The following is a 24,819-nucleotide window of genomic DNA, read 5'->3' on the forward strand; positions in this document are numbered from 1 at the left end:
AGCATGTCACAGCGTTGCGCCGCCGCCACTGAACGCGTTTCGTGTCTCGAGGATCAGCAGCGCCACGTGCAGTGAGGTCGCCGACTCACCGTCGGCGAGGTCGACGCCCAGAATCTGCTCGATACGGCTCAACTTCGCATAAAGCGACGGGCGACTCAGATGCAGGCGCGACGCCAGCGCCGACTTGTTGCCGCCGAGTTCCAGATATCCGCGCAGCACGTCCAGCAGACCGGCACCGGACTCGATGTCGTGCAGGATCAGCGCGCGCAGCTCCCCTTCTGCGAATCGCTGCACCCGCGGGTCCGTCCGCAGCATCGACAGCAAGCCGCGCAGCCTGATGTCGGCAACCCGGAAGCAGACCCGCTGCGAGGCGGGCAGCGACAGCGCCGCCTCGGCGACGTGGGCGGCGTCGGTGATGCGGTGAATGGCGTCGATCAACCCCGGCGCCGGCGTGCCGACGCCGAGCACCAGGCCGTGAGCATCGACGGCGCGCTCGGCATCCCGGCGAAGCGCGCGGCCCAACGGTTCCAGCGCGCTACCCGGGCGCATGTTCAGCGACAGCACCATGGCGATCTCACCGGGCCCGCGCAACGAGAACAATCCGGTGTGCCCCAACGCCTTCACCGACCGGGTCACCACGTCGAGCAGGCGGGCACTGCGCCGCTGCTCTGAAACGGGATCGGCGTCTGCATCATCCTTCGGGGCCCATCCCGAGATCCGCAGGGTCGCGGGCAGGTACTGCGCCGCCGGACGCAGACCCAGCGCGAACGCGCGTGCGGTCGCTTCGTCCTCGAACCGGATGCGTTCGCGTGCCACGTCTTCCAGCAATCCGGCTTGCGCCTGATGTTCGATGTCCGTGCGGCCGCGTTCAGCCATGCGGTGCAGCACCAGCGCCTGGGAGGCCCGCTCCAGCACCATGGTGAACCTGGCCGCCACGTCGTCGGAAGGACTGAGCGCGATCAGGCGGCCCCACGCGTCGTCGCCGCGACCCACCTCGCTGATCACCCAGTCGTCGGTCCGCTCGGCCCCGGTCTCGTGCTGGCGGGATCGACGTTGCCAGTCCCGCAACACATCTGAGGTCGGGCGTCCCGCAGTCGCCACCGCCATCGCCTGGTGGGTCAGGTCCTCGAGTACGACGGGCGCGCCGAGCAGGTTCGCCGCTGCCTCGGCGATCCCGGCCGGTGTGGCCCGGCGCATGCTCAGATCGGTGAACACCTCGTGCGTCTGCCGCGCGAAATCGACCTCCTGGTACTGATCGGCGACGATCACCCGGTGCACCTGTTCGGTCACCTCGACGAACTTGATCACCCGGCGCACCGCCACCAGGGCCAGCCCCAGTTCCTCGGCGATCGCGCCGACATTCACCGGCAGCGGCACAGCGCCGGCACCCAGTTCGACGACGACGCCGACCGCGTGTGCCGCGGCGACCGACCGCAGATAGTCCAGCGGCGCCGCCCGTAGCGCGGCGCCGGTCGTCAGCACCAGTTCGCCACCCTGCAGAACGTCCGACAGGTCAGGGACGTCACTGACGTGGACCCAGCGGATCGGGCGTTCGAACCCGTGCGCACAGAGAATCTCGGGTTCGCCCTGCTGAATGACCGGCAGGGCGACGATCTCGGCGACGGTCGGCATTTACAAAGTGTAAATCGATGGTCGCAACTTGATACAGATTGACGGCCATTTCGGTGCTTGCCGCGGGGCAAGCTGAGTGCACACCCCGCACCGACCAGGAAGGCCAACCTCGACGATGACCACCACGCAGACCATCTCGCACTGGATCAACAACGACATCTTCACCGGATCCTCGGGACAGTCGGCACCGGTCACCAACCCGGCCACCGGCGAGGTCACCGGTCAGGTCGCACTGGCCAGCGTCGAGGACGCGCAGGCCGTCATCAACGCGGCCGTCGCCGCCTTCCCCGCCTGGCGCGACACCTCGATCACCAAGCGCGTGCAGACCCTGTTCACCTTCCGCGAGCTGCTCAACGCCCGCCGCGAAGAGCTGGCCGCGATCATCACCGCCGAACACGGCAAGGTGCTCTCCGACGCCATGGGCGAGGTCGCCCGCGGCATCGAGGTCGTCGAATTCGCCTGCGGCATCCCGCATCTGCTCAAGGGCGGCTACTCGGAGAACGCCTCCACCAACGTCGACGTCTACAACATCCGGCAGGCCCTCGGCCCCGTCGCCATCATCTCGCCGTTCAACTTCCCGGCCATGGTCCCGATGTGGTTCTTCCCCATCGCCATCGCCGCCGGCAACACCGTCGTGGTCAAGCCGTCGGAGAAGGACCCGTCCTCGTCGCTGTGGATGGCCGAACTGTGGAAAGAAGCCGGCCTGCCCGACGGCGTCTTCAACGTCCTGCAGGGCGACAAGACCGCCGTCGACGAGCTGCTGACCAACCCCGCAATCAAGGCCGTCTCGTTCGTCGGCTCCACCCCGATCGCGCAGTACGTCTACCGGACCGCCACCGCCTCCGGCAAGCGCGTCCAGGCCCTGGGCGGCGCCAAGAACCACGCCGTGATCCTGCCCGATGCCGACCTCGACCTCGCCGCCGACAACATGATCAACGCGGGCTTCGGCTCGGCCGGTGAGCGCTGCATGGCGGTCTCCGCGTGTGTGGCCGTCGGCCCGATCGCCGACGACTTGGTCGCCAAGATCGTCGAGCGTGCCCTCACCCTCAAGACCGGTGACGGCACCAAGGGCGCCGACATGGGGCCGCTGATCACCAAGGTGCACCGCGACAAGGTGGCGTCCTACATCGACGCCGGCGAGGCCGAGGGCGCCAAGGTCGTGCTGGATGGTCGAAATGTCGTCGCCGACGGCGGTGAGGACGGCTTCTGGCTGGGCCCCACCCTGCTGGACAACGTCACCCCCGAAATGAGCGTCTATACCGACGAGATCTTCGGTCCCGTCCTGTCGGTCGTCCGCGTCGAGACCTACGACGAGGCCCTGCAACTGATCAACAACAACCCCTACGGCAACGGCACCGCGATCTTCACCAATGACGGTGGCGCGGCCCGCCGGTTCCAGAACGAGGTCGAGGTCGGCATGGTCGGCATCAACGTGCCGATCCCGGTTCCCATGGCGTTCTACAGCTTTGGTGGCTGGAAGGCCTCGCTGTTCGGCGACAGCCACGCCTACGGCCCCGAGGGCGTGCAGTTCTTCACCCGCGCCAAGGCCATCACCCAGCGCTGGCTCGACCCCAGCCACGGCGGCATCAACCTGGGCTTCCCGGAAAACAACTGATCGCACAACCCAGTCCGGTGCGCGGGGCCCCTCGTCCCCTTCGGGCCCCGCGCACTGCCCCTTCCGCCCGCCACTTGCCACCAGAGGACCTGACATGACCCTCGCCGCAGACCACGTCCTGCCCGCCGGCCACACCATCGACTCCATGCGCGCCGAAGCCGCGCGTGCCCACGAGCTGGATCGCGCCCACGTCTTCCACTCGTGGTCGGCTCAGGCAGCGCTCAATCCCATGACCGTCACCGCGGCCGAAGGCAGCTACTTCTGGGACGGCGACGGCAACCGGCTGCTCGACTTCTCCTCGCAGCTGGTCAACACCAACATCGGCCACCAGCACCCGAAAGTCGTTGCGGCAATTCAGGAACAGGCCGCCACGCTGTGCACCATCGCGCCGCAGCATGCCAATGCCGCACGTTCCGAGGCCGCCCGGCTGATCGCCGAGCTGACCCCCGGCGATCTGAACCACATCTTCTTCACCAACGGCGGCGCCGACGCCAACGAGCACGCCGTGCGCATGGCACGGCTGCACACCGGCAAGCACAAGGTGCTCGCCCGGTACCGCTCCTACCACGGTGGCACCGACCTGGCGATCAACCTGACCGGCGACCCGCGGCGGTTCGCCAACGATCGCGGGGCGGCCGGCGTAGTGCACTTCAACGGACCGTTCTTGTACCGCTCGGTGTTCCACGCCGAAACCGAGGAGCAGGAATCCGCGCGGGCACTCGACGAGCTGCAGCGCGTCATCGAACTCGAAGGCGCATCGACCATCGCCGCGATCATCCTGGAGTCCATCCCGGGGACCGCCGGCATCATGGTGCCACCGCCCGGCTACCTGGCGGGCGTGCGCGCACTGTGCGACAAGTACGGCATCATGATGATCGCCGACGAGGTCATGTCCGGCTTCGGCCGGTCCGGAAAATGGTTCGCCATCAACCACTTTGACGTCGTTCCCGATCTGCTGACCTTCGCCAAGGGCGTCAACTCCGGTTACGTGCCGCTCGGCGGCGTCGCGATCAGCGACGCCATCAACCAGACCTTCGCCGAGCGCGCCTACCCCGGTGGCCTGACCTACTCGGGGCACCCGTTGGCCGCCGCGGCCGTGGTCGCGACCATCAACGCCATGCGTGACGAAGGCATCGTCGAGAACGCTGCCCGCCTGGGTGCGGACATCATCGGACCTGCCCTGCGGGACTTCGCGCAGCGGCACCCCAGCGTCGGCGAGGTGCGTGGCGCGGGCGTGTTCTGGGCCATCGAACTGGTCAAGGACCAGGCATCGCGGGAACCGTTGGCGCCCTACGGCGGCACCAGCGACGCGATGAACGCAGTCGTCGCCTTCTGCAAGGAGAACGGCCTGATGCCGTTCACCAACTTCAACCGCATCCACGTGGTGCCGCCGTGCAACGCCGGCGACGATGAGGTCCGCACCGGGCTCGCCATCTTGGACCGTGCCCTCGACGTGGCGGACCGGTACGCACAGTAAGGGTCTTTGCGCCGCACCGGCCGACATGAGCGGTACTGTCGGCCGGTGCGGATAGCCCTGTTCGCGACCTGCCTCGCCGACGCCATGTTTCCGGCTGCCGCCATCGCCACGGTGCGGCTCCTGGAACGCCTCGGCCACCAGGTGGCGTTTCCCGCCGGCCAGACCTGCTGCGGGCAGATGCACGTCAACACCGGCTACCTGCGCGAGGCCGTGCCCCTGGTGCGCAACCACGTCGACGTATTCAGCGGCTTCGATGCCGTCGTCGCGCCCTCGGGATCGTGCGTCGGGTCAGCGCGTCACCAGCATGCGATGGTGGCCCGGCGTGCCGGCGACACCGACCTGGCCACTCGAGCCGAATCGGTTGCGGCACACACCTTTGAGCTCTCCGAGTTCCTGGTCGACGTCCTCGGGGTCGACGATGTCGGCGCCTACTATCCGCACCGCGTCACCTACCACCCGACGTGCCACTCGCTGCGGATGCTGGGTGTCGGCGACAAGCCACTGCGCCTGCTGCGCAACGTCCGGGGCCTGACCCTGGTCGAGCTGCCCCAGGCCGAATCCTGTTGCGGCTTCGGCGGCACCTTCGCCTTGAAGAACGCCGCCGTGTCCACCGCGATGCTCGCCGACAAGATGTCGAACATCGCGACGACGGGCGCCGACGTGTGCACCGCGGGCGACTCGTCGTGCCTCATGCACATCGGGGGTGGCCTGAGCCGCGCCGGCAGCGACGTCCGCACCGTGCATCTGGCCGAAATCCTGGCGGCCACACCATGAGCGGAGTGTTCCTCGGCCAGCCCGGAGTGGGCAATCTGCGGGGCGACGAGAGTTTCCCGAAGGCCGCCCGGGCGGCGGTCGCCGATGAGCAACTGCGCCGCAATATCGGTCATGCCACCGGCACCATCCGCGCCAAACGCCTTGCCGCCGTGGCCGAATGCGACGATTGGGAGCAGCTCCGGGCCGCCGGCAGTGCCCTGAAGCAGGATGTGATGGCTCGGCTGCCGGAACTGTTGGAGGAGCTGGAAGCCAATGTCATTGCTCGCGGCGGCCAGGTGCACTGGGCGCGGGACGGGCTGGAAGCCAATCGCATTGTCGCCGAGCTGGTCCGGGCCACCGGCAGCGACGAGGTCGTCAAGGTCAAGTCGATGGCAACCCAGGAGATCGGACTCAACGAATACCTGGAAGACCAGGGCATCACACCGATCGAAACCGACCTGGCCGAGCTCATCGTCCAACTCGGACATGACAAACCGAGCCACATCCTGGTGCCGGCCATCCACCGCAACCGTGCGGAGATCCGGGCGATCTTCGAACGCGAGATGCCCGGCGCCGGTGCGCTCACCGACGAGCCCCGGGTGCTGGCGATGGCCGCGCGGGCACATCTGCGGCGAAAGTTCCTGTCCGCCAACGTGGCCGTCAGCGGCGCCAACTTCGGGGTCGCCGAGACCGGGACACTGGCCGTCGTCGAGTCCGAGGGCAACGGACGGATGTGCCTGACGCTGCCCGAAACCCTGATCACGGTGATGGGCATCGAGAAGGTGATCCCCCGGTTCACCGATCTCGAAGTGTTCATGCAGCTGCTGCCCCGGTCGTCGACCGCGGAACGGATGAACCCCTACACCTCGATGTGGACCGGCGTGCATCCCGGCGACGGACCCCAGCAGTTCCACCTGGTGCTGCTCGACAACGGCCGGACCCGGGTGCTCGCCGACGAGGTGGGACGTGCTGCGCTGCACTGCATTCGGTGCAGCGCCTGCCTGAATGTCTGTCCCGTCTACGAACGCACGGGCGGGCACGCTTACGGCTCGGTATACCCGGGACCCATCGGGGCGATTCTGAGTCCGCAGCTGACGGGGACCACCGATCACGACGATCCGAACGCCAGCCTGCCCTACGCCTCCACGCTGTGCGGCGCCTGTTTCGAGGCCTGCCCCGTACTCATCGACATCCCGTCGATCCTGGTGCATCTGCGGGTCACCCAAGTGGATTCCGAACGCGGCGGGTTGCCGAGCGGGCAGGATCTGGCGATGAAGGCGGCAGGCTGGGCCATGGGATCCGCGTCGCGGTTCGAGTTGGCGGAGAAGGCCCTCGGCGCGGGACGGCTCATTGCCGGCAAGGACCACAGCATCCGCAGACTGCCCTGGCCGGCGTCGAAATGGACTGGCAGTCGCGACATTCCGGAACCACCGGCGGAGACCTTCCGGCAGTGGTGGGCCCGCAACCGGGATGCAGACCGATGAGCGACGCACGGGCGGTGGTGCTGGGACGCATCCGCGCCGCTCTCGGGACAGACACCCCGGCCGCGGTGCCGGTGCCACGTGACTACGACCGGCAGCCGTCGACCGGCAACGGTGACGTCGAGCGGTTCGCCGAGACGGTGGCCGACTACCGGGCGCAGGTGCATCGCGTCGGCCAGGACGCGGTGGCGACGACGATCGGCGCGCTGGTCTCCGGGATCGCCGTGATGCCCGCGGACCTGCCACCGGGCTGGGTGACCGGTATCCGCACCGTCGTCGACGACCCACCCGTCGGCCTCGACGTGCTGGACAGTGTCGATGCGGTGGTGACCGGCTGTGCCCTCGGGATCGCAGCCACCGGCACCATCGTGCTGGATGCCGGTGCGGCACAGGGTCGTCGTGCGCTGACGCTGGTACCCGACCATCACATCTGCGTCATCCGGGCCGACCAGATCGTCGATACCGTGCCGCAGGCCTTCGCGGCCCTGGACCCGTCGCGCCCACTGACGTTCATCTCCGGGCCGAGTGCGACGAGCGATATCGAACTGCAGCGCGTCGAAGGCGTACATGGTCCGCGCACCCTCGACGTGGTGATCGTCGGAGCTGGCCGGTAAGAATGGTTGATTGTGACCGACATTGCACCTTTTCAGATCGCCGTGCCCGACGAGGTGCTGGATGACCTGCGCCGCCGGCTGGCCAACACCCGCTGGCCGGAAGCCGAGTGCGTCGACGACTGGAGCCAGGGCATCCCGCTGAGCTACACCCGCGAACTGGCCGACTACTGGGCCAATGGCTACGACTGGCGGGCCCGTGAGGCCGCGCTCAATCGGTTCGACCAGTACGTCACCGAAATCGACGGCTTGGACATCCATTTCATTCATCAACGGTCCCCGCACGCCGACGCCCTGCCGCTGATCATCACGCACGGCTGGCCCGGCTCGATCGCCGAATTCCAGAAGATCATCGAACCGCTGACGAATCCGACGGCGCACGGCGGCCGCGCCGAGGACGCCTTCCACGTGGTGTGTCCCTCGCTGCCCGGTTACGGGTTCTCCGGCAAGCCAGCTGCCACCGGCTGGGACGTCGAACGGACCGCGCGGGCGTGGGAAGAACTGATGGTGCGCCTCGGCTACACCCGGTACGGCGCCCAGGGCGGCGACTGGGGTGCCGCGGTCACCACTCAGATCGGGCGAAACGTCGGACACTGCATCGCGATTCACACCAACATGCCGATGGGTCGTCCCGCGGCCGGCACCACGGAGTTCACCGCCGAGGAGCAATCCGCGCTCGCAGCGCTGAAGCACTACCAAGACCAGGACTCGGGCTACGCCAAGCAGCAGTCCACCCGTCCGCAGACCATCGGCTACGGCTTGGTCGACTCACCGGTGGGGCAATTGGCGTGGATCGTGGAGAAGTTCTGGTCCTGGACCGACCACGACGGCAACGTGGAGAGCGCGCTGAGCCGCGACGAGATGCTCGACGACGTGATGATCTACTGGGCCACCGCCACCGCGGCCTCGTCAGCCCGGATGTACTGGGAAAGCTTCCGCGCCTTCGGCGGCGGCACGAAAGTCGAGCTGCCCACCGGCGTCGCATCGTTCCCGAAAGAGATTCTGCGGGCACCGCGGTCCTGGTGCGAGACCGGGTACAACGTCACCCACTGGACCGCCATGCCGCGCGGCGGTCACTTCGCCGCCTTCGAGCAGCCCGAGCTTTTCGTCGACGATGTCCGGGCGTTCTTCGCGACGGTGCGCTGAGTCGATTGCAGTTATCCCCAGTGTGAGGTCTATGCACAGGATCGGCCCTCAACGAGTGCACAGCCATCACATTCGTCGGTGTCGCTACCGACGGTGTTGCCATGCAACCTTTTATTGGAAGTCAGGCAGTACACCGCGGAGCACTCACCAGACATAGTCTCGCCCGCGACCATCGAGCGATATTTCGAGATGTCTACCTACCGCGTGATGTCGAACTGACGGCACAATTTCGAGCTCAAGCGGCGTGGCTGGCATGTGGTGCGCCGTTGTGCGGACTGTCGGCAGCCGCGTTGTTCGGCACCAAGTGGCTGGATCCGACTGCGCCAGCCGAGATATTGCGGGCCAACCGGCGGGCGCAGGACGGGATCGTCGTGCGATCGTGGGCTGTCGATCCCGCCGAACTGTGCCTCATTGGTGGCATCACGGTAACTACGCCGGCTCGGACGGTCTTCGACATCGGCCGCACTCGCCCTGCACCACAAGCAATTCCGATCGTCGACGCAGTCCTGAATGCCACCCGCATCAAGACACTCGATGTCGCAGGGATAGCCGATGCGCACCGAGGGGTTCCTGGCGAGGCGAGGCTGCGAACCATGCTCGAGTTCGTAGACGGCGGGGCGGAGTCACCGCAGGAGAGCAGGCTGCGACTACTTCTCGTTCGTGCCGGCATGCCGACGCCGCAGACACAAATCGAGTTCCGCGACCTTCATATCCGAGTCGACATGGGGTGGCCGGATTGGAGAGTCGCGGTCGAGTACGACGGCGTCCAGCACTGGACCGATCGGCGTCAGCGGTCGTGGGATATCGACCGGATCGCGCTGCTCGAAGCCGAAGGGTGGACGGTGATTCGGGTGAGCGCTGAGCTGTTGTCGCGCCCGCAGGTCGTGATCGATCGAGTAGTCGCGAAGCTACGTGCGGCAGGCTGCCCCATCTGACCAGTGTGAGCCCTGTGCAGGAATTTTCACGAAATTACCTGCACAGGGCTCACAGTCACGCGGGGCGTCGACTCCGATAGCCGCCATAGATGGCCAACGCAACGAAAAAGTTCACGAAGTAGGCGACGTCGGCGCCATGCCACGCAACGGCGACGGGTCCTTGGAGCAGCGTGGTGTTCATGAACGGGATCGCGGCACCGTAGGCCACGACGAACGCGACCAAGGCGGCGACCGCGTCGCGTCGCGGCGTCGTCTCCGCTGCGGGGTCCACGGTCTGCCGGCCACGGCTGCGGCGGCGCCAGTCGATGATCACGATGGCCGCGAAGGCCGGAATCCAGTAGCTGATCAGCAGCAGCACATTGGTGAATCGCGTTGCGGTGTCACCGGTGTGGAGCCACAGGATGAGCCCGAACGCCAGCGCCGTCACCACCAGTGACGAGATCGGGCGCCGCACCCGCACGCCCAGCGTCTGCAAGGCCAGGGATCCGCTGTAGTCGTTCATCACGCCTGAGCCCACCGACGCCAGGGCGATGATGAGCAGCGCGACAGCCCCCAGTGCTCCCCCGCCCATCACCGACCGCACGCCCTCGGCAGTCTGGTCGGTGATCAGGCTCCCCGCGGCGATGCCGATGGTCTCGACGAAGACGTACGCGGCTGCCAGTCCCGCGAAGCTGAATCCGAACACCTTGCGCGGCGCGGAGTCCGCTGGGAGGTAGCGGCTGAAGTCGGCGGCATAGCTGGCCCAGGACACCGCGAGGCTCAGCGCGATGGTCACGGCCAGCACGAAGGCCCCGGTCATTTCCGCGCCATGCGCGGTCGGCGGTGTCACGACCTGATGCCCACCAACGAGTTTGACGGCGAACACCACGAACGTCGCGAACAACACCACGGTGAGCACGGCCTGCAGCCGGTGGATCAACTCGTAACCGATGAAGCCGACCGCGCCCTGCACGCCGAGCACGATCAGCACCGCCACCCAGAATGGGATACCCAGCAGCACCGCCAGCGCCTCGCCGCCGAACAAGCCGACCAGCGCGTCCCACGCCACCGACGAGAGCCATTGCAGGACAGCCGGAACCGCGATCAGACCGCCGAAAGCCATGCGCGCGCCGGGCAATTGCGCAGTACCGGTGCGCGGACCGAGCGTGGACAGGTAGCCGACCACCAGTGAGCCGAGGACCGTGCCGACGATCATCGCCAGCAGCGCCAGCCAGAAGCCCAGGCCCAGTGCACCGATCATCGCGCCGGTGAAGACACACGTCATGTTGATCTGCGGGGCGAACCAGACCGTGAACAGCCGGCCCGGGGTGCCGTACCGACGGTCTGCCGGAACCGGCGCGATGCCATGGGTTTCCACCGACATGTCCCCGGCACGGCTGGGGGTGCGGCCGGTGAACGGTGCGGCGGTGAGCGCGGTGGCCGGTGGCGTCATACCCCTATTCGACCACGAGCGCAGGTTCCCGATGGCCAGCCTCGGCTGCGGGTCGGGCCCCGGCGCGCGCGGCGCCGATACCGGCCAGCACGACGAGTGCGATTCCGGCGAGGGCGGGCAGCCCCGGCACCTGATGCAGGATGAGCAGCCCGAGCATCATGGCGAACGCGGGCTCGAGGCTCATCAGCGTGCCGAAGGCTGCCGCGGTGAGGCGGCGCAGGGCCAGCATCTCCAAGGTGAACGGGATCGCCGGCAGCAGGATCGCCAGGCCCAGACCGGCCAGCAGCAGGTGCGGCGTCAGGTGCCCGATGACCGACGGACCGGCCACCAGGGTGACCACCAGCCCGGCGACCGGCATGGACACCGCAAGACCGGTGATGCCGGTGACCTCGTCGCCCACGCGCTGGGTCAGCAGGATGTAGGCGGCCAGGCAGACCGCCGAAGCGAGCGCGGCCAGCACGCCCACCGGGTCGACGGCAGCCGCCCACGGTTCGGTCAGCAGCACGACGCCGGTGCCGGCCATCGCCGGGAACAGCCACCGCCCGCGCCCACGCCCCTTCATCACCGCAATGGCAAGGGGGCCGAGGTATTCCAGGGCACTGGCCGTGCCGAGCGGAATGCGGGATACCGCCACCATGAACAGCAGGGTGAATCCGGCGGTGGTGATTCCCAGCAGGACGCAGGACACGAACGCCGATCGGGTGAACGACGCCGGCCGCGGCCGGACGAACAGCAGCATCAACACGCCGGCCCAGGCCAGGCGGAGCCAGGCCACACCACCAGGGCCGATACCGTCCATCAGCTTGACCGCGAGAGCAGCACCCAGCTGCACCGACATCATAGACGCGACGGTCATGAGTGCGCCATTGCGCGCCGCTGCGGTGGTCATCGTTGTATTGAACGGGAGCCAGAACGTTCATGTCCACGTGATAATCGTGGACATATCGTTCGCAAACTATGAACGGTATGGAAGTTACAGCTCGCGCCTGATCCGGTCGGCGAACCGGCTGTGACCGAAGTCGATCTGGGCGGCCGGGTTACTGACCGCCGTGGTCAGGCCGGTGCCGATCGGCCCGGCGCTGTCATACAACGTGGTGGCGCCGACCGCGATGCCGTGGGCCGCCCAGTGCGTCTCGGCCTCTACGCCGACCCAGTCATCCTGCGGCAGCCGCGTCAACGCCACGGTGAGGTCGCCGTTGATGTAGCCGATGCCCGCCGTGCCCAGGTTCGTGACCATGCTGGTGCCCTCGGCCGCCACAGCAGCCCGGACGAACGGTGTGTTGGCCTGCCCTTCAATGACGTCGATGGGCTGGTTGACGTAGCGCTTGCGGCCCGCGTTCTGATGCTCGGCGATGGTCCGCGTCCAGCCGACACCGTCACTGCTGATGTACGGCGCCAGGCCGTCATCGATCACCGCGGGCGGCTCGAAATCGGTTGCGCGGAACCATTCCTCACCTGGCGGCGCCTCTGCAAGCCGATACTGCACCAGCGTGGCCCGGGCGACGGTGACGCCGTCCTGCACCACATCGCACTCGGAATTGCGCACCCGTCGTCCGTCGCGCACCAACTTCACCACGGTCGTGGTCGGGACCCCGCGGGCGGCCCGGAACAGGTCCACGGTGAGCCGGGCCGGCAGGAAGTCAGGCAAGCCGAACGCGGCCTCCAGCGCATGGGCAGCCAGGCCGACCACCGCCGGGCCGTTGAGGTGGTCTTCACCCCACAGGCTTTGGGCGAATCGGGTCGGCTGAACCCGATCGGCGTCGATCGAGGTGAAGTGCGCAGGACGTGCGGTCATTTTCGGATCGTCGCACATTGGCTAAATATTCATAACTTCGGGCCACATCACGCGGAACCGTCCAGATTCCCTGGACAATAGGCAGATGGACACCCGCCGGCTGCGCCTCTTGCTGGCCTTGTCGCGCCTCGGGTCGATGCGGGCCGTCGCCGAGAACCTCAATCTGACGACGTCGACGGTGTCGCAACAGATCGCCGCTCTGGCCAAGGAAACCGGCACGCAACTGATCGAGCCGGAGGGCCGCCGCGTCAGGCTGACCCCGGCCGGGCAGCGCCTGGCCGATCATGCGGTGACGATCCTGGCGGCCGTCGACGCGGCGCGCCTGGACCTCGATTCCGGCGCCGAACCCGTCGGCACCCTGCGGATCGGCGGATTCGCGACCGGCATCCGCGTCTCGCTGCTGCCGATCCTGGCCGAACTGACCCGCGAGCATCCCGGAATCGACGTCGCCATAAGCGAATACGAGCCCATCGAGGCGTTCGCGTTGCTGACCGACGATGACCTGGACCTGGCCCTGACCTACGACTACAACCTGGCGCCGGCCTCGCCCAGTCCGCTGCTGGAAGGCTTTGCGCTGTGGTCCATTCCGTGGGGACTGGGGCTGCGGGCCGACGAGGCGAACGGCCCGGCCGAACTGTCCGAGTACGCGGACCGGACCTGGATCGTCAACTCCCGCAACACCGCTGACGAGGACGCAGTCCGCACCCTGGGTGCGCTGAGCGGATTCACCCCGCGCATCGCCCACCAGATCGACAGCCTCGAGCTGGTCGAGGACCTGATCGTCGCCGGCTACGGTGTCGGGCTGCTGCCGCTGGAGCGGCCCACCAGCGCGGGCATCAAGGTCGTCCCGTTGGCCGGGCCGACGGTGATCCACACCGCCTATGCAGTCACCCGCAAGGGCCGCACCAATTGGCCGCCGCTGCGGGCGGTGCTCGACCGGTTGCGACCGGGCGACGGGCCGGTACCGCTGCCGACGTGGCCTCGTCCCGAGGCGGTCGGCACCGAATGACACTGACCGAGATCTGGGAGGCTACCGGCGTGAAACTGATCAGGGCCGTACTGGTCGCGGCACTGCTGACCGGGCCTGCGCTGCCCACCGCGCGGGCCGAATGCACTGCCGCCTGCGATGCCCAGCAACGCGTCGCGGCAGCAGACGCCTACCTGTCGACCCGGCCGGGCACCGTCGGCTACGTGCTGCGTGACCGCAAAACCGGTGCGGTGTACCGTAATTCGCACGCCGGGGACATGGTCTGGACGGCCTCGACGATCAAGCTCGGCATCGTGGTGGATCTGTTCGCTCGGCAGAGCGCCGGCCTGCTGCGGCTCACGGACAACGACATCGCCCTCATGGGCAAGATGCTGCACACGTCCGACAACGATGCCGCCGATACCCTGTGGACCCGGTACGGCGGACCGGACCACACCATCTTCAACAACGACTTCCCGCATTTCGGCATGACCCGGGTACAACCGCAACGCGGATTCGGAGACATGTTCCCCTACTGGGGTTTTCAGAAGTCGACCACCGACGACCTGGACCAGATGGTCAACTACATGCTGACCCGGCTGCGGCCCAACGAAACCGCGTGGATCGTGAGCGCCATGCAGAACGTCGACCCCATTCAGCAGTGGGGTGTCTGGGGCGCCGGCCCGAACATGGCGCCCGGCAACAAAGACGGCTGGTCCGACGAGCAAGGCGGCTGGGTGACCAACACCGTCGGATTCGCCGGGCCGGGACAACGTTTCACTCTCGCCGTCATGAATGCGCTGAACGGCGCCGGCGGCAATGCCGATGGCCAGGCGACCACTACGCGCCTAAGCCAGATATTGCTGGCCGGTCGGCAGTAGATTGGCGGCATGACTCACGGCGAGAACTACCCCGCGGCAGGCGCTTACGGCACACCCACCCCGGTGCATCCCGGCGACCTGCTGCCCCGCTTCTTCGCGCGGTTCATCGACGGGATCATCGTCGGAGTGCTGGCCTTCTTCGGCGCCTTCTCGATCGGCTCGATGTCCGACATCATGGTCACCGGTCTGTTCTCCGGGCTGGGGATGTTCCTCTACTTCGTGCTGTTCGAAGTCACGGTGGGCGCCACACCCGGCAAGATGCTGCTGGGCCTCAGCGTGCGTGGGCCAAACGGCATGCCGAAGCCCGACGTCAAGCAGTCGGCGATCCGGAACTCGTTCACCCTGTTGACCATCATCCCGTGGGTCGGCGGGCTGCTGGCGTTCATCGCGTATATCTTCATCGCCGTCACCATCAGCTCCAGCCCGTGCAAGCAGGGCCGGCACGACGAACTGGCCGGCGGTACCCAGGTCGTCAAGAAGTAGGCGATTTGTGCACGAAAATCCGCGGCCGGCGCGGATTTTCGTGCACAAATCCCGCAGTGGCTAGCCGTGAACCAGTGAAAAGCCTTCCCAGGCCTGACGCTGTTCGGCACGGGGATCGAATTCGACACGGGTCTTGCGGTCGAACACCAGCACGGCGCGATCCTCGGCGTCGTACCGCGGCCAGCCCTCGCCGGGGACACCCGTCCGCGCGAACGCGCGCCAGCGATTCTGCACGTCATTGCTGATCCGCAGCGCGGACTTCCGGTCCATGGCGGCGGTCAGCACCGAACCCAGCGGCGTGCGGTACACGTCGAAGACCGCCAGCAGTTCGGTGGCGTGCGTGGCACCCAGACCCGTCCAATGCAGCGCGGGCGGGGCGTAGTCGTACCGGTACGCATACGTGGGTGCGTGGCGCATGTGCGCGCCGGCGATCTCCCACGATGCCGTGCCGAATGCGAAGTCGCCGCCGAGTTTGATGCACGCATCGGCCGACTGCGGGTAACCGGGATAGGCCGCGGTGATCCGGGCGCGCTGCTCCGCCGGGACGTGCGCCAGAATCCGTTCGATCGTCGCCTCAGTAGTGGGCAGCAGCTGCATGAACTTGGTGAACAGGCGGCCCTCATCGGCATTGCTGCCCACGATCAGCGGCACCTGGTGCGCCCGCCCCTCGCGCATCGCGATCACCGGATCCTCCGGCAGGAACTCGGTGCCGCACGCCGGGCCGGCCGGGAAGGCACCCGGCATGTCGACCACGGCGCCGTGGATCACGCGGTCCAGCGCTGCCATCAGCTCGGCGGGTTTGGCCGACATCAGCGCGGCGGCGCCGTCACGGCTGCCCGCCCCCAACTGTTCGGCGAACTGCTTGGCGAACTGCGCGGCCGCGTCCGGAGTACGCACCATGCCACTGGCCGGACTCTCCGCAATCGCTTGGTGGAAAAGCCCTTTCGCCTGCGGTACGGCCAGCAGGGTCGCCACCGCGTGGGCTCCGGCGCTCTCTCCGAAGATGGTCACGTTGCCCGGGTCCCCACCGAACACGGCGATGTTGGCGCGCACCCACTTCAGCGCTGCGACCAGATCGCGCAGGAACAGGTTGTCATCAAGAGGCTGGTCGGGTGTCGACAGCGCCGACACATCGAAACACCCGAGCGCGCCGAGCCGGTAGTTGGCGGAGACGAAGATGCAGCCGCGGCGGGCCAGCGCGGCCCCGTCGTAGATCGGGGTGGCCGAGCTGCCCAGGATGTAGCCACCACCGTGGATGAAGAACATCACGGGCAGCGGCTCGCCGGTGTGCTGCTCGGGCGTCACCACATTGAGGGTCAGACAGTCTTCACCCGTGGGTTGGTACTTGCCCACGCTGAGCATGGTGAACTTGCGTTCCTGCGGCGCGCAGTAGGTGAAGCCATGGCAGTAGCGCACGCCGCGCCAAGGCTGCACGGGTTGCGGGGCCCGATAGCGCCACGGCCCCACCGGCGGCCGGGCGTAGGGCACGGAACGCCAGCGGTGCACACCGTCGCGCGTGAAGCCCTCGATGGTTCCGCTGTCGATGGTCACGCGGACGGTACGTTCGTGCATAAATGGACACTATCGAAAATCTGTAATCATCGGGGTGCCTGAGCCGCGTGTTGCGGCAGTGCCGGTTACCCTGACGGGCATGCGACTTCCGGTGGTCCTCGCGGCATGTGCCCTGGTTGCGGGTTGTTCCGCCGGGTCAGACCAGCACGGACGGCCCGGCGTGGCGATCTCGGAGCCGTCGCTGTCTGCCGCCGCACCGTCCAGCCGTCCCGCAGCTCCGACCCCGAAGGCCGCACCCACCACGCCGCCGCCCGCGGGTGCGCCCGTCGCCGACGTCATCGCCTGGGTGGAGGCCGGCACCCCGGCCGACCCGGCCGGATTCCATACCGCCACGCGCGAGGGCACCCCCACAAACTTGGGCACCGACATCGCGTTCACCACCGCATCGGGTGCGAACTGCATGACCGACAAGGACTTCAACGGCACGCTGGCGTGCCTGACGCATCTGACCTCCCCGCCGCCGCAGCCGGCCGACACCTACGGCCATTGGGTAGGTGGCTGGGTCGACTTCGAAGGTCCGACCGCGGAAGTCGGTTCGGTGCACGGCGATCCGGGCCGGTTCTCCGCCGGCACCGGACCCAAGCTGAAAGACGGCCAGAGCCTGCGGTTCGGCGACTACCTGTGCCGCGCCGACGCGACCGGGCCCGTGTGCGTGAACTACGCGCGCCGCACGGCGATCCGGTTCAGCAACGCCGGCATCCAGACCTTCGGTTGCCTGACGCCGGTGCTCCCGGCGCCGGAAGGCGTCGGCCTGAAGTTCGCCTGCACGACCGCCTGATCCGGGGCCGCGCGGTCAATTCGCCGCGGCGACGGTCGTTGTCGGCTCGTGGACGGCGGAGCTTGGTTCCGGCGCGTAGAGGGCGTCGATCTGCGGGGCGTACTTCTCGGCGATGGGGCGCCGTTTGAGCTTCATGGTCAGAGTGATCTCGTCTCCCCCGGGCTCCCAGAATGCCGGCAACACGGAGAACCGCTTGATCTGCTCGACCCGAGACAACTCCGTATTGCCTTGGGCCACACCGGCGGCGATCTGCGCGATCAGTTCGGGATCGGCTGCCAGCGCTTCGGGCGACGCGTCGGCAAGCCCACGGTGGGCGGCATACGGACCCGCGGACTCGGCATCGAGCACGATCAGCGCCGTGTTGTACGGGCGGGCATCGCCGATGGCCATGACGACGCCGATCAGTGGGCAGGCAGCCTTGATGGCTTTCTCGATGTTGGCCGGCGACATGTTCTTGCCGGCCGCGTTGATGATCAGTTCCTTCTTCCGGTCGACGATGGTCAGATACCCCTCGCCGTCCAGATGGCCGACGTCGCCCGTGTGTAGCCAACCGTCGGTGTCGATGGCCTCGGCAGTCTTCGCCGGTTCCTTGCGGTAGCCCTTCATCACGATGGGCCCGCGGACCAGGAGCTCGCCGTCGTCGGCGATCGTGCATTCGAGTCCGGACAGGGGTTTGCCCACGGCGCCGAGCTTGGCATCACGCGGATGACTCACCGTCGCAACGCAACTCAGCTCCGACATGCCCCACAGTTCGGTCACGGGGATGCCGATACCGACGAAGAAGCCGAGGGTCTGCGTGGGGATCGGGGCCGCGCCCGAAACAGCCCACCGGACCTGATCCAGGCCCAGACGTTCGCGAAGCTTCGACAGCACCAGTTCGTCGGCCGTGGCCCACTCCGCGGCGACGTCGTCCGGTACCGATTGGTGAGCGAGTAGCGCGGCGGCCTTCTTGGCGCCGACCGACAGCGCCCACTGCAGCGCCGCCCGCTTCATTTCGTCCGGTTCGCCCTCAACCGCGAATTCGACTGCGGCCTTGAGCTTTTCCCATACCCTCGGCACCGCACCCCAGACCGTCGGCCGAACCTCCGGGAGCGCGGCGGCGATGGCTCGCACATCGGCGACGGTCGTCACCTGGGTGCCGAACACCTCCTGGAAGTACACGCTCATCAAGCGGTCGGCAATGTGCGCGGTCGGTAGGTAGGAGGTGACCCGGTCACCGAACCGAATGCCGAGAACCTCATCGACTGCGAACGACTCGAACAAGATGTTGGTGTGCGTCATCTCCACGCCCTTGGGCTTGCCGGTGGTGCCCGAGGTGTAGATCAGCGTAACGATGTCGTCGGGTTGCACGGTGCGCCAGGTGGCGTCGAAGTCGAAGTCGACGGGCGCGGCTGCCAGCAGGTCGTCGACGCTCAGGGCTCCGTCAGCTGTGCCGTCGATACAGACGATGTGCTCGATGGGTGCACCAATGGCGCGGATCCGGTCGACGTATTGCCCCTCGCACAGCACGACTTTGGTGCCGGCATTGCCGAAGACGTGCGCCAGATCGCCTGCCGGCAGGGTGTTGTACACCGAGAACGACGTGGCGCCGACATGTTGCGCACCGACTTCCAGCGGATAGAACGCCACCCGGTTGCTCATCATCAGCGACACGGTGTCGCCGCGGGTCACGCCGAGACCGCTCAGCCCTGCCGCCACGGCGCGCACCTGATCGGAGTACTGCGCCCAGGTCAGGGTCGGCCCGCCGCCGGCGGTGCGCAACGCGACCGCTGCGGGATCGACCGCCGCGCTCTGTTGAAAGGCTTCACACAAAGTGGTCGGACGCTGCGCTGCGGACATGCGGGACCCTCCTCGTTCGGCCCACTGATCGAATCACATCCCCGCGAACCGCCCGCGGGATTTGCGAATCTCGGCGGATCGCGGTGGCCGAGGATGGTTTCATCACTGTCCGTAATTCGCACGAAATATCAAGGGCACTAAACGTTTTCAGCCAAACGTTCAACTCATGTGCCGGTGTATGGTCGGGCCTATGGGAATACCCGTTACCTCTCTCACGCCGGTCGAGCTGACGGCCCTGCTGACCGTGTACGCCAGGGCGCTGGACAATCGGGCACCAGGCCCGATCCTTGGCGACACCTGGGCCGACGAAGTTGTGGCGGCTGTCGACTACGACTTCGCTGGGCTTCGAGTGCAGACCAGCGTTGCCTGCCAGACGGCACTGCGCGCCGAGATGCTCGACCACCGGGTACGCGCATTCACGTCGACCAATCCCACTGCGGTCGTGGTCGATCTGGGTGGCGGTCTCGACAGCGGCTACTACCGGGTGTGTCCCCCACCCACGGTCGACTGGTACACCGTGGATCTGCCAGCCGTCTCCGCGTTGCGTGACCAGGTGTTGCCAGCGAATCTTCACTGTCACACCGTGGTGGCATCGGTCGCCGAACCGGACTGGGCCGCAACGATTCCCGCGGACCGCCCCACCATGCTGATCGCGGATGGACTGTTCGCTTTCCTGGCCGAGTCGGTAATCGCCGGTATTTTCCGCGGCGTCACCGAACATTTCGACAGCGGCGAGGTGGCGTTCAACGACTACGGGCGGTTTGGAGCACTGAGCCTGGCCGCGTTCAAATACCTTCCGCAGAAGATGTTCAAAGATGTCGGCAGCCAATTGGGCTACGCGGGCTTCAAGGACGCACGGCACCCGCTGAGCTGGAATCCACGACTGCAGCTTGTCGAAGAGGCCAGTCTGTGTCACCAGCCCGAGGTCGACCTATTCCCTGGTGCGCTGCGGGTTGCGACTCGCCTGACGGGGCTGACCAAAGCCGGCGCGCGTAAGGCTCGGATTCTCCGATACCGCTTCTGAACTTGCGCTGCTCGCCCTACCAAGAGCGGGCCAGGGACTACCCGCCGAGGCAGCCCGGACCCAGCAGCGCCTTCAAGTCGCCCATCAGCGCCGAAGATGGTGTGACCCGCAGGGTCTGGTCCAGTTCCAGCGTGGTGATGCGGTCCCCGCTGATCAGCCGAAGGTGCACCTGCGATGTGCCCGGATGGTGTGCCAGCACCTGCTTGAGCGCGCTGACCTTCTCCGGGGTGCACTGCCGGGTCGGCAGGCTGACCGCGAGCGGACGGTCCGCTTGCGCATTCGAAAAGTCCGGCACCGCAAGGTCACTGGCGAAGATCGATACCCGCTCGTCTTCGACCCGGGCCTTGCCGCTCACCAGCACGATGGCGTCGTCCATGATGTCGGCACCGAACACGGCGTAGGTCTTCGGGAAGAAGTTCACCGTTACGGAACCATTGAGGTCTTCCAATTGCGCTGAGGCCCAGGGCAATCCCTGCTTGTTGACCCGCCGTACCACGCCCGCCAAAATGCCGCCGATGCGAACCTGGGTGTCGTTGGCGACAGTGCCCTCGAGGATGGCCGTTATCTGGGTGTCCACCTGCGCATTGAGCAGGTGCGCGACACCGTTGAGCGGATGACCGGAAACGTACAGGCCCAGCATCTCTCGCTCCAGGGCGAGCTTGTGCTTGTCGTCCCACTCGTCCTCGGGCACCTTGATGGTGAACGCCGCGTCGCCGGCGTCACCGGCATCACCGCCGCCGAACAGATCGAACTGGCCCATGGCTTCGGCCTTCTTGGTGCCAAGCACCGAGTCGACGGCGTCGGCATGGACCAGGAACAAGCCCTTGCGGGCATGATCCAGCGAGTCGAAAGCGCCTGCCTTGACCAGAGATTCGGTGACGCGCTTGTTGCAGGCCGTGATGTCGATCTTGCTGAGGTAGTCGGAGAAATCGGTGTACTTCCCCTTGTCGGTGCGGCCCGCGATGATGGACTGCACCACATTGGCGCCGACGTTGCGCACACCGCCCAGCCCGTAGCGGATGTCCTTGCCGACCGAGGCGAAGTTGTGTACCGACTCGTTGACATCCGGCGGCAGCACCGTAATTCCCAGACGGCGGCAATCCGCCAGGTACACCGCGGCCTTGTCCTTGTCGTCGCCGACCGAGGTCAGTAGACCTGCCATGTACTCGGCCGGAAAGTTGGCCTTGAGATAGGCGGTCCAGAACGACACCAGGCCGTACCCGGCAGCGTGCGACTTGTTGAACGCGTAGCCGGCGAACGGCAGCACCGTGTCCCACAATGCGGTGATCGCCGCCTGAGAGAAGCCGTTCTGCTTCATGCCGTCGGCGAATCCGCCGTAGGCCTCGTCGAGGATTTCCTTCTTTTTCTTACCCATCGCGCGACGCAGCAGGTCTGCTTGGCCGAGCGAGTAGCCCGCGACCTTCTGCGCGATGTGCATGATCTGTTCTTGGTAAACGATCAAACCGTAAGTCTCAGAAAGAATGTCGCGTAGCGGCTCTTCGAGCTCCGGGTGGATGGGCTTGATCTCCTGGAGCCCGTTCTTTCGCTTCGCGTAGTCGGTATGCGCATCCACACCCATCGGGCCTGGCCGATACAGAGCCAGGACCGCCACGATGTCCTCAAAGCCGGTCGGCCGCATCAGCTTCAGCAGATCGCGCATCGCGGACCCGTCGAGCTGGAACACCCCGAGGGTGTCGCCGCGCGCCAGCAGCTCGTAGGTTTTCGGATCCTCCAGACCCAGGTGATCGAGATCGAGATCGATGCCGCGGTTGGCCTTGATGTTCTCCAGGGCGTCACCGATGACGGTGAGGTTGCGCAGACCCAGGAAGTCCATCTTCAGCAGGCCGATGGCCTCACACGACGGGTAGTCCCAGCCGGTGATGATGGCGCCGTCCTGGGCCCGCTTCCACATCGGGATGGCGTCGATCAGCGGCTCGGAACTCATGATCACCGCGCAGGCGTGCACGCCGGCGTTGCGAACCAGGCCCTCCAGACCGCGGGCGGTCTCGTAGATGGTCCGCACGTCGGGATCGGTGTCGATCAGTGCGCGGACCTCGGCGGCTTCCTTGTACCGCTCATGGGTGGGATCGGTGATCCCGGACACCGAGATGTCCTTGGCCATGATCGGCGGCGGCAGCGCCTTGGTGATGCGATCGGCGATCGCGAAGCCCGGCTGCCCGTAGTGGACACGCGCCGAATCCTTCAGTGCTGCTTTGGTTTTGATGGTACCGAAGGTGATGACCTGGGCGACGCGGTCACTGCCCCACTTCTCACTGGCGTAGCGCACCATCTCGCCGCGGCGGCGGTCGTCGAAGTCGATATCGATATCGGGCATCGACACGCGCTCGGGATTAAGGAACCGCTCGAACAGCAGACCGTGCGGGATGGGGTCGATGTTGGTGATGCCCATCGCCCATGCGACCAGCGAACCTGCTGCCGAACCTCGGCCCGGGCCAACCCAGATACCGACTTCGCGCGCGTGGCTGATGAGGTCACCGACGACGAGAAAGTACGCCGGGAAGCCCATCTGCACGATGACGTTGATCTCGTAATCAGCCCGGTCGAGGTAGTCCTGCGGCGGGCCGGTCGGGAAGCGCCGGTCCAGGCCACGCAGCACCTCTTTACGCAGCCAACTGGCCTGCGTCTCGCCCTCGGGTACGGGGAAGATCGGCATCCGGTCGTGGAACTTCCAGACGTCGGCGTAGGACTGGACGCGCTCGGCGATCAACAGCGTGGAGTCGCAGGCACCGGGTACCTGGTGGTCCCACATGGCCCGCATGTCCGCGGCCGACTTGAGGTAGTAGCCGTCACCGTCGAACTTGAACCGAGTCGGGTCCGAGAGCGTCTTGCCGGTCTGGATACACAGCAGCGCCTCGTGGTTGTGCGAGGCCTCGCGCGTGACGTAGTGGCAGTCGTTGGTCGCCAGCGGCGGAATGCCCAGCTTCTTGCCGACATCCAGCAGGCCCTCGCGAACCCGGCGCTCGATCTCGATGCCGTGATCCATCAGCTCGAGGAAGAAATTCTCCTTGCCGAAGATGTCCTGCCACTTCGCGGCGGCCTCGAGCGCTTCCTGCTCGTGGCCGAGCCGCAGCCGCGTCTGCACCTCACCCGACGGGCAGCCGGTGGTGGCGATGATGCCCGCGGAATTCTCGGCGATTATCTCCGCGTCCATGCGGGACCACTTACCGAGCTGTCCCTCGAACGAAGCCAGCGACGACAGCTTGAACAGATTGCGCAGGCCGGTCGCGTTCTCGGCGACCATCGTCATGTGGGTGTACGAACCGCTACCCGAGACGTCGTCACCCTTCTGGCTCGGATCGCCCCAGGTGACGCGCTTCGTGTTGAAGCGGGACGCGGGCGCGATGTACGCCTCGATGCCGATGATCGGCTTGATGCCCTCTTTGGTCGCGATGTTGTAGAACTCGCTGGCGCCGAACATGTTTCCGTGGTCGGTCATGCCGATGGCGGGCATGCCCAACCGCAGAGCCTCGGCGATCATGGGCTTGACCTTCGCCGCACCGTCCAGCATCGAGTACTCGGTGTGATTGTGGAGGTGCACGAACTGGCTCATAGGGCTGCCAGTCTAAAACGGGCCACCGACACGGTTCGGCGTGTCGGGTGCTGTGTCGTCAGGACGACTACGACAAGGCGGCGACGCCCGCGGGGACACGCTCTTCGGCCACGCACACTTCAGTTGCCACCGGAGCCACCAGCAACCCCTTGTGCAACACCAGTTGCAGTTGCTTAGTTACCGCCTCTACGCGGTCCCGGTCGGCCACCAGCCCGGCGTAGAACCCGAGTCCCCACACCATCGTGTACAGCAGATCGGCAACAGGAGCCACAGCTGTCTCGGCGGGCAACTCCCCGCGCGCCACGGCGTCGCGCACGGCCTGATCCATGAATTTGCGGACGGCCGCCTTCGCATCCCGCCTCGGGGCCGGCAGTCGGTCGGCCTCGAGGTAGGAGCTGACGAGCAGCGCGACGCTCTCCGGTTCATGGACGCCGGCATTGCGGAATTCGGTGATCAGCACTGAAATCTGCGACGGCAGCGTGGATTCCGCGCCCGCGCGGGTAATACAGAGATCGATCGTCGTGGCGATCTCATTCAGCAGGCAGTGGTAGATGTCCTCGCGCGTCTGGAAATGATAATGCAGCGTCGGACGGCTCAACTCGGCGATTTCGGCAATGGCCTGGATGGTGGTGGCGTGGTAGCCACGGACGGCAATCACCTCGCGCGCGGCACCCAAGATGCGGGCCCGGGTCTGAGCAGAATCAGTGCCCGCCGGGCGACCCCTCCGGCGAGTTGCCTTCACTGGGAGAACCTCGAGTTGCACCATGCCACGTCCTCGCACAGAAAGGGATATTTTCGAATTCAGCAAACTCTAAGACATAGCTGAT

General features: G+C 66.6%; 20 protein-coding genes. 12 read left to right on the forward strand and 8 right to left on the reverse strand.

Annotation, left to right across the window (positions count from 1 at the left end; genetic code table 11):
- Positions 1–6: 6 nt before the first annotated feature.
- The gene (locus tag ACNO8X_RS16855) at positions 7–1,632 is read right to left on the reverse strand and encodes a PucR family transcriptional regulator (RefSeq protein ID WP_418001941.1); all 1,626 of its coding nucleotides are present in this window, start codon (positions 1,630–1,632) and stop codon (positions 7–9) included.
- A 115-nt stretch (positions 1,633–1,747) separates the two neighbouring features.
- Between ACNO8X_RS16855 and ACNO8X_RS16860 the strand changes: the two genes are divergently transcribed.
- From ACNO8X_RS16860 to ACNO8X_RS16890, 7 genes are all read left to right on the forward strand, one after another.
- Positions 1,748–3,247 carry a CoA-acylating methylmalonate-semialdehyde dehydrogenase gene (locus ACNO8X_RS16860; protein WP_418001942.1) on the forward strand — a complete coding sequence of 500 codons (1,500 nt, stop codon included), beginning with the start codon at positions 1,748–1,750 and terminating at the stop codon, positions 3,245–3,247.
- A gap of 94 nt (positions 3,248–3,341) precedes the next feature.
- Positions 3,342–4,724: an aspartate aminotransferase family protein gene (locus ACNO8X_RS16865; RefSeq protein ID WP_418001943.1), complete on the forward strand. Its 1,383-nt coding sequence runs from the start codon at positions 3,342–3,344 to the stop codon at positions 4,722–4,724.
- 45 nt (positions 4,725–4,769) lie between these two features.
- Positions 4,770–5,498, forward strand: a complete 729-nt coding sequence (locus ACNO8X_RS16870) for a (Fe-S)-binding protein (protein ID WP_418001944.1) — start codon at positions 4,770–4,772, stop codon at positions 5,496–5,498.
- The gene (locus tag ACNO8X_RS16875; RefSeq protein ID WP_418001945.1) at positions 5,495–6,961 is read left to right on the forward strand and encodes a LutB/LldF family L-lactate oxidation iron-sulfur protein; all 1,467 of its coding nucleotides are present in this window, start codon (positions 5,495–5,497) and stop codon (positions 6,959–6,961) included. The genes ACNO8X_RS16870 and ACNO8X_RS16875 overlap by 4 nt, the downstream gene beginning before the upstream one ends.
- Entirely contained in the window at positions 6,958–7,572 is a 615-nt protein-coding gene (locus tag ACNO8X_RS16880) for a LutC/YkgG family protein (RefSeq protein ID WP_418001946.1), read from the forward strand. The genes ACNO8X_RS16875 and ACNO8X_RS16880 overlap by 4 nt, the downstream gene beginning before the upstream one ends.
- A gap of 21 nt (positions 7,573–7,593) precedes the next feature.
- On the forward strand, positions 7,594–8,715 hold the full coding sequence (locus ACNO8X_RS16885; RefSeq protein WP_418005931.1) for an epoxide hydrolase family protein: 1,122 nt from the start codon (positions 7,594–7,596) through the stop codon (positions 8,713–8,715).
- 101 nt (positions 8,716–8,816) lie between these two features.
- Positions 8,817–9,650: a DUF559 domain-containing protein gene (locus ACNO8X_RS16890; RefSeq protein ID WP_418001947.1), complete on the forward strand. Its 834-nt coding sequence runs from the start codon at positions 8,817–8,819 to the stop codon at positions 9,648–9,650.
- 55 nt (positions 9,651–9,705) lie between these two features.
- Here the strand turns inward: ACNO8X_RS16890 and ACNO8X_RS16895 are convergent, their stop codons facing one another.
- The 3 genes from ACNO8X_RS16895 to ACNO8X_RS16905 all read right to left on the reverse strand — a co-directional run bounded on the left by ACNO8X_RS16895 (position 9,706) and on the right by ACNO8X_RS16905 (position 12,877).
- Positions 9,706–11,082, reverse strand: coding sequence for a purine-cytosine permease family protein (locus tag ACNO8X_RS16895; RefSeq protein WP_418001948.1), 1,377 nt, complete (start codon positions 11,080–11,082; stop codon positions 9,706–9,708).
- 4 nt (positions 11,083–11,086) lie between these two features.
- Complete coding sequence (locus tag ACNO8X_RS16900) at positions 11,087–11,971, reverse strand: EamA family transporter (RefSeq protein ID WP_418001949.1); 885 nt, start codon at positions 11,969–11,971, stop codon at positions 11,087–11,089.
- 84 nt (positions 11,972–12,055) lie between these two features.
- Positions 12,056–12,877, reverse strand: coding sequence for an acyl-CoA thioesterase domain-containing protein (locus ACNO8X_RS16905; protein WP_418001950.1), 822 nt, complete (start codon positions 12,875–12,877; stop codon positions 12,056–12,058).
- A gap of 85 nt (positions 12,878–12,962) precedes the next feature.
- On the opposite strand from ACNO8X_RS16905, the gene ACNO8X_RS16910 reads away from it, so the two are divergent.
- From ACNO8X_RS16910 to ACNO8X_RS16920, 3 genes are read left to right on the forward strand one after another with little or no spacing between them, the layout of a single operon-like run.
- Entirely contained in the window at positions 12,963–13,886 is a 924-nt protein-coding gene (locus ACNO8X_RS16910) for a LysR family transcriptional regulator (protein ID WP_418001951.1), read from the forward strand.
- A gap of 29 nt (positions 13,887–13,915) precedes the next feature.
- Positions 13,916–14,725, forward strand: coding sequence for a tat pathway signal sequence (locus tag ACNO8X_RS16915; protein ID WP_418001952.1), 810 nt, complete (start codon positions 13,916–13,918; stop codon positions 14,723–14,725).
- A 9-nt stretch (positions 14,726–14,734) separates the two neighbouring features.
- Positions 14,735–15,208 carry an RDD family protein gene (locus tag ACNO8X_RS16920; protein WP_418001953.1) on the forward strand — a complete coding sequence of 158 codons (474 nt, stop codon included), beginning with the start codon at positions 14,735–14,737 and terminating at the stop codon, positions 15,206–15,208.
- A 60-nt stretch (positions 15,209–15,268) separates the two neighbouring features.
- Here ACNO8X_RS16920 and ACNO8X_RS16925 read toward each other — a convergent pair whose 3' ends face one another.
- Positions 15,269–16,780, reverse strand: coding sequence for a carboxylesterase/lipase family protein (locus ACNO8X_RS16925; RefSeq protein WP_418001954.1), 1,512 nt, complete (start codon positions 16,778–16,780; stop codon positions 15,269–15,271).
- Positions 16,781–16,859: 79 nt separating this feature from the next.
- Between ACNO8X_RS16925 and ACNO8X_RS16930 the strand changes: the two genes are divergently transcribed.
- Entirely contained in the window at positions 16,860–17,558 is a 699-nt protein-coding gene (locus ACNO8X_RS16930; RefSeq protein WP_418001955.1) for a hypothetical protein, read from the forward strand.
- A 15-nt stretch (positions 17,559–17,573) separates the two neighbouring features.
- Here the strand turns inward: ACNO8X_RS16930 and fadD11 are convergent, their stop codons facing one another.
- Positions 17,574–19,397, reverse strand: a complete 1,824-nt coding sequence (fadD11, locus tag ACNO8X_RS16935; RefSeq protein WP_418001956.1) for a fatty acid--CoA ligase FadD11 — start codon at positions 19,395–19,397, stop codon at positions 17,574–17,576.
- Between the two features lie 190 nt (positions 19,398–19,587).
- On the opposite strand from fadD11, the gene ACNO8X_RS16940 reads away from it, so the two are divergent.
- On the forward strand, positions 19,588–20,421 hold the full coding sequence (locus ACNO8X_RS16940; RefSeq protein ID WP_418001957.1) for a class I SAM-dependent methyltransferase: 834 nt from the start codon (positions 19,588–19,590) through the stop codon (positions 20,419–20,421).
- A gap of 37 nt (positions 20,422–20,458) precedes the next feature.
- Here ACNO8X_RS16940 and dnaE read toward each other — a convergent pair whose 3' ends face one another.
- Together dnaE and ACNO8X_RS16950 are read right to left on the reverse strand one after the other, a co-directional pair.
- A complete protein-coding gene (gene dnaE / locus ACNO8X_RS16945; protein WP_418001958.1) occupies positions 20,459–23,992 on the reverse strand; it encodes a DNA polymerase III subunit alpha in 3,534 nt (1,177 codons plus the stop codon).
- A gap of 67 nt (positions 23,993–24,059) precedes the next feature.
- Positions 24,060–24,758, reverse strand: a complete 699-nt coding sequence (locus tag ACNO8X_RS16950) for a TetR/AcrR family transcriptional regulator (protein ID WP_260938831.1) — start codon at positions 24,756–24,758, stop codon at positions 24,060–24,062.
- Positions 24,759–24,819: the final 61 nt, after the last annotated feature.

Origin of the sequence: Mycobacterium sp. PDNC021 (genome assembly GCF_048282635.1) — a bacterium.
GTDB classification, from domain to species: Bacteria; Actinomycetota; Actinomycetes; order Mycobacteriales; family Mycobacteriaceae; genus Mycobacterium; species Mycobacterium llatzerense.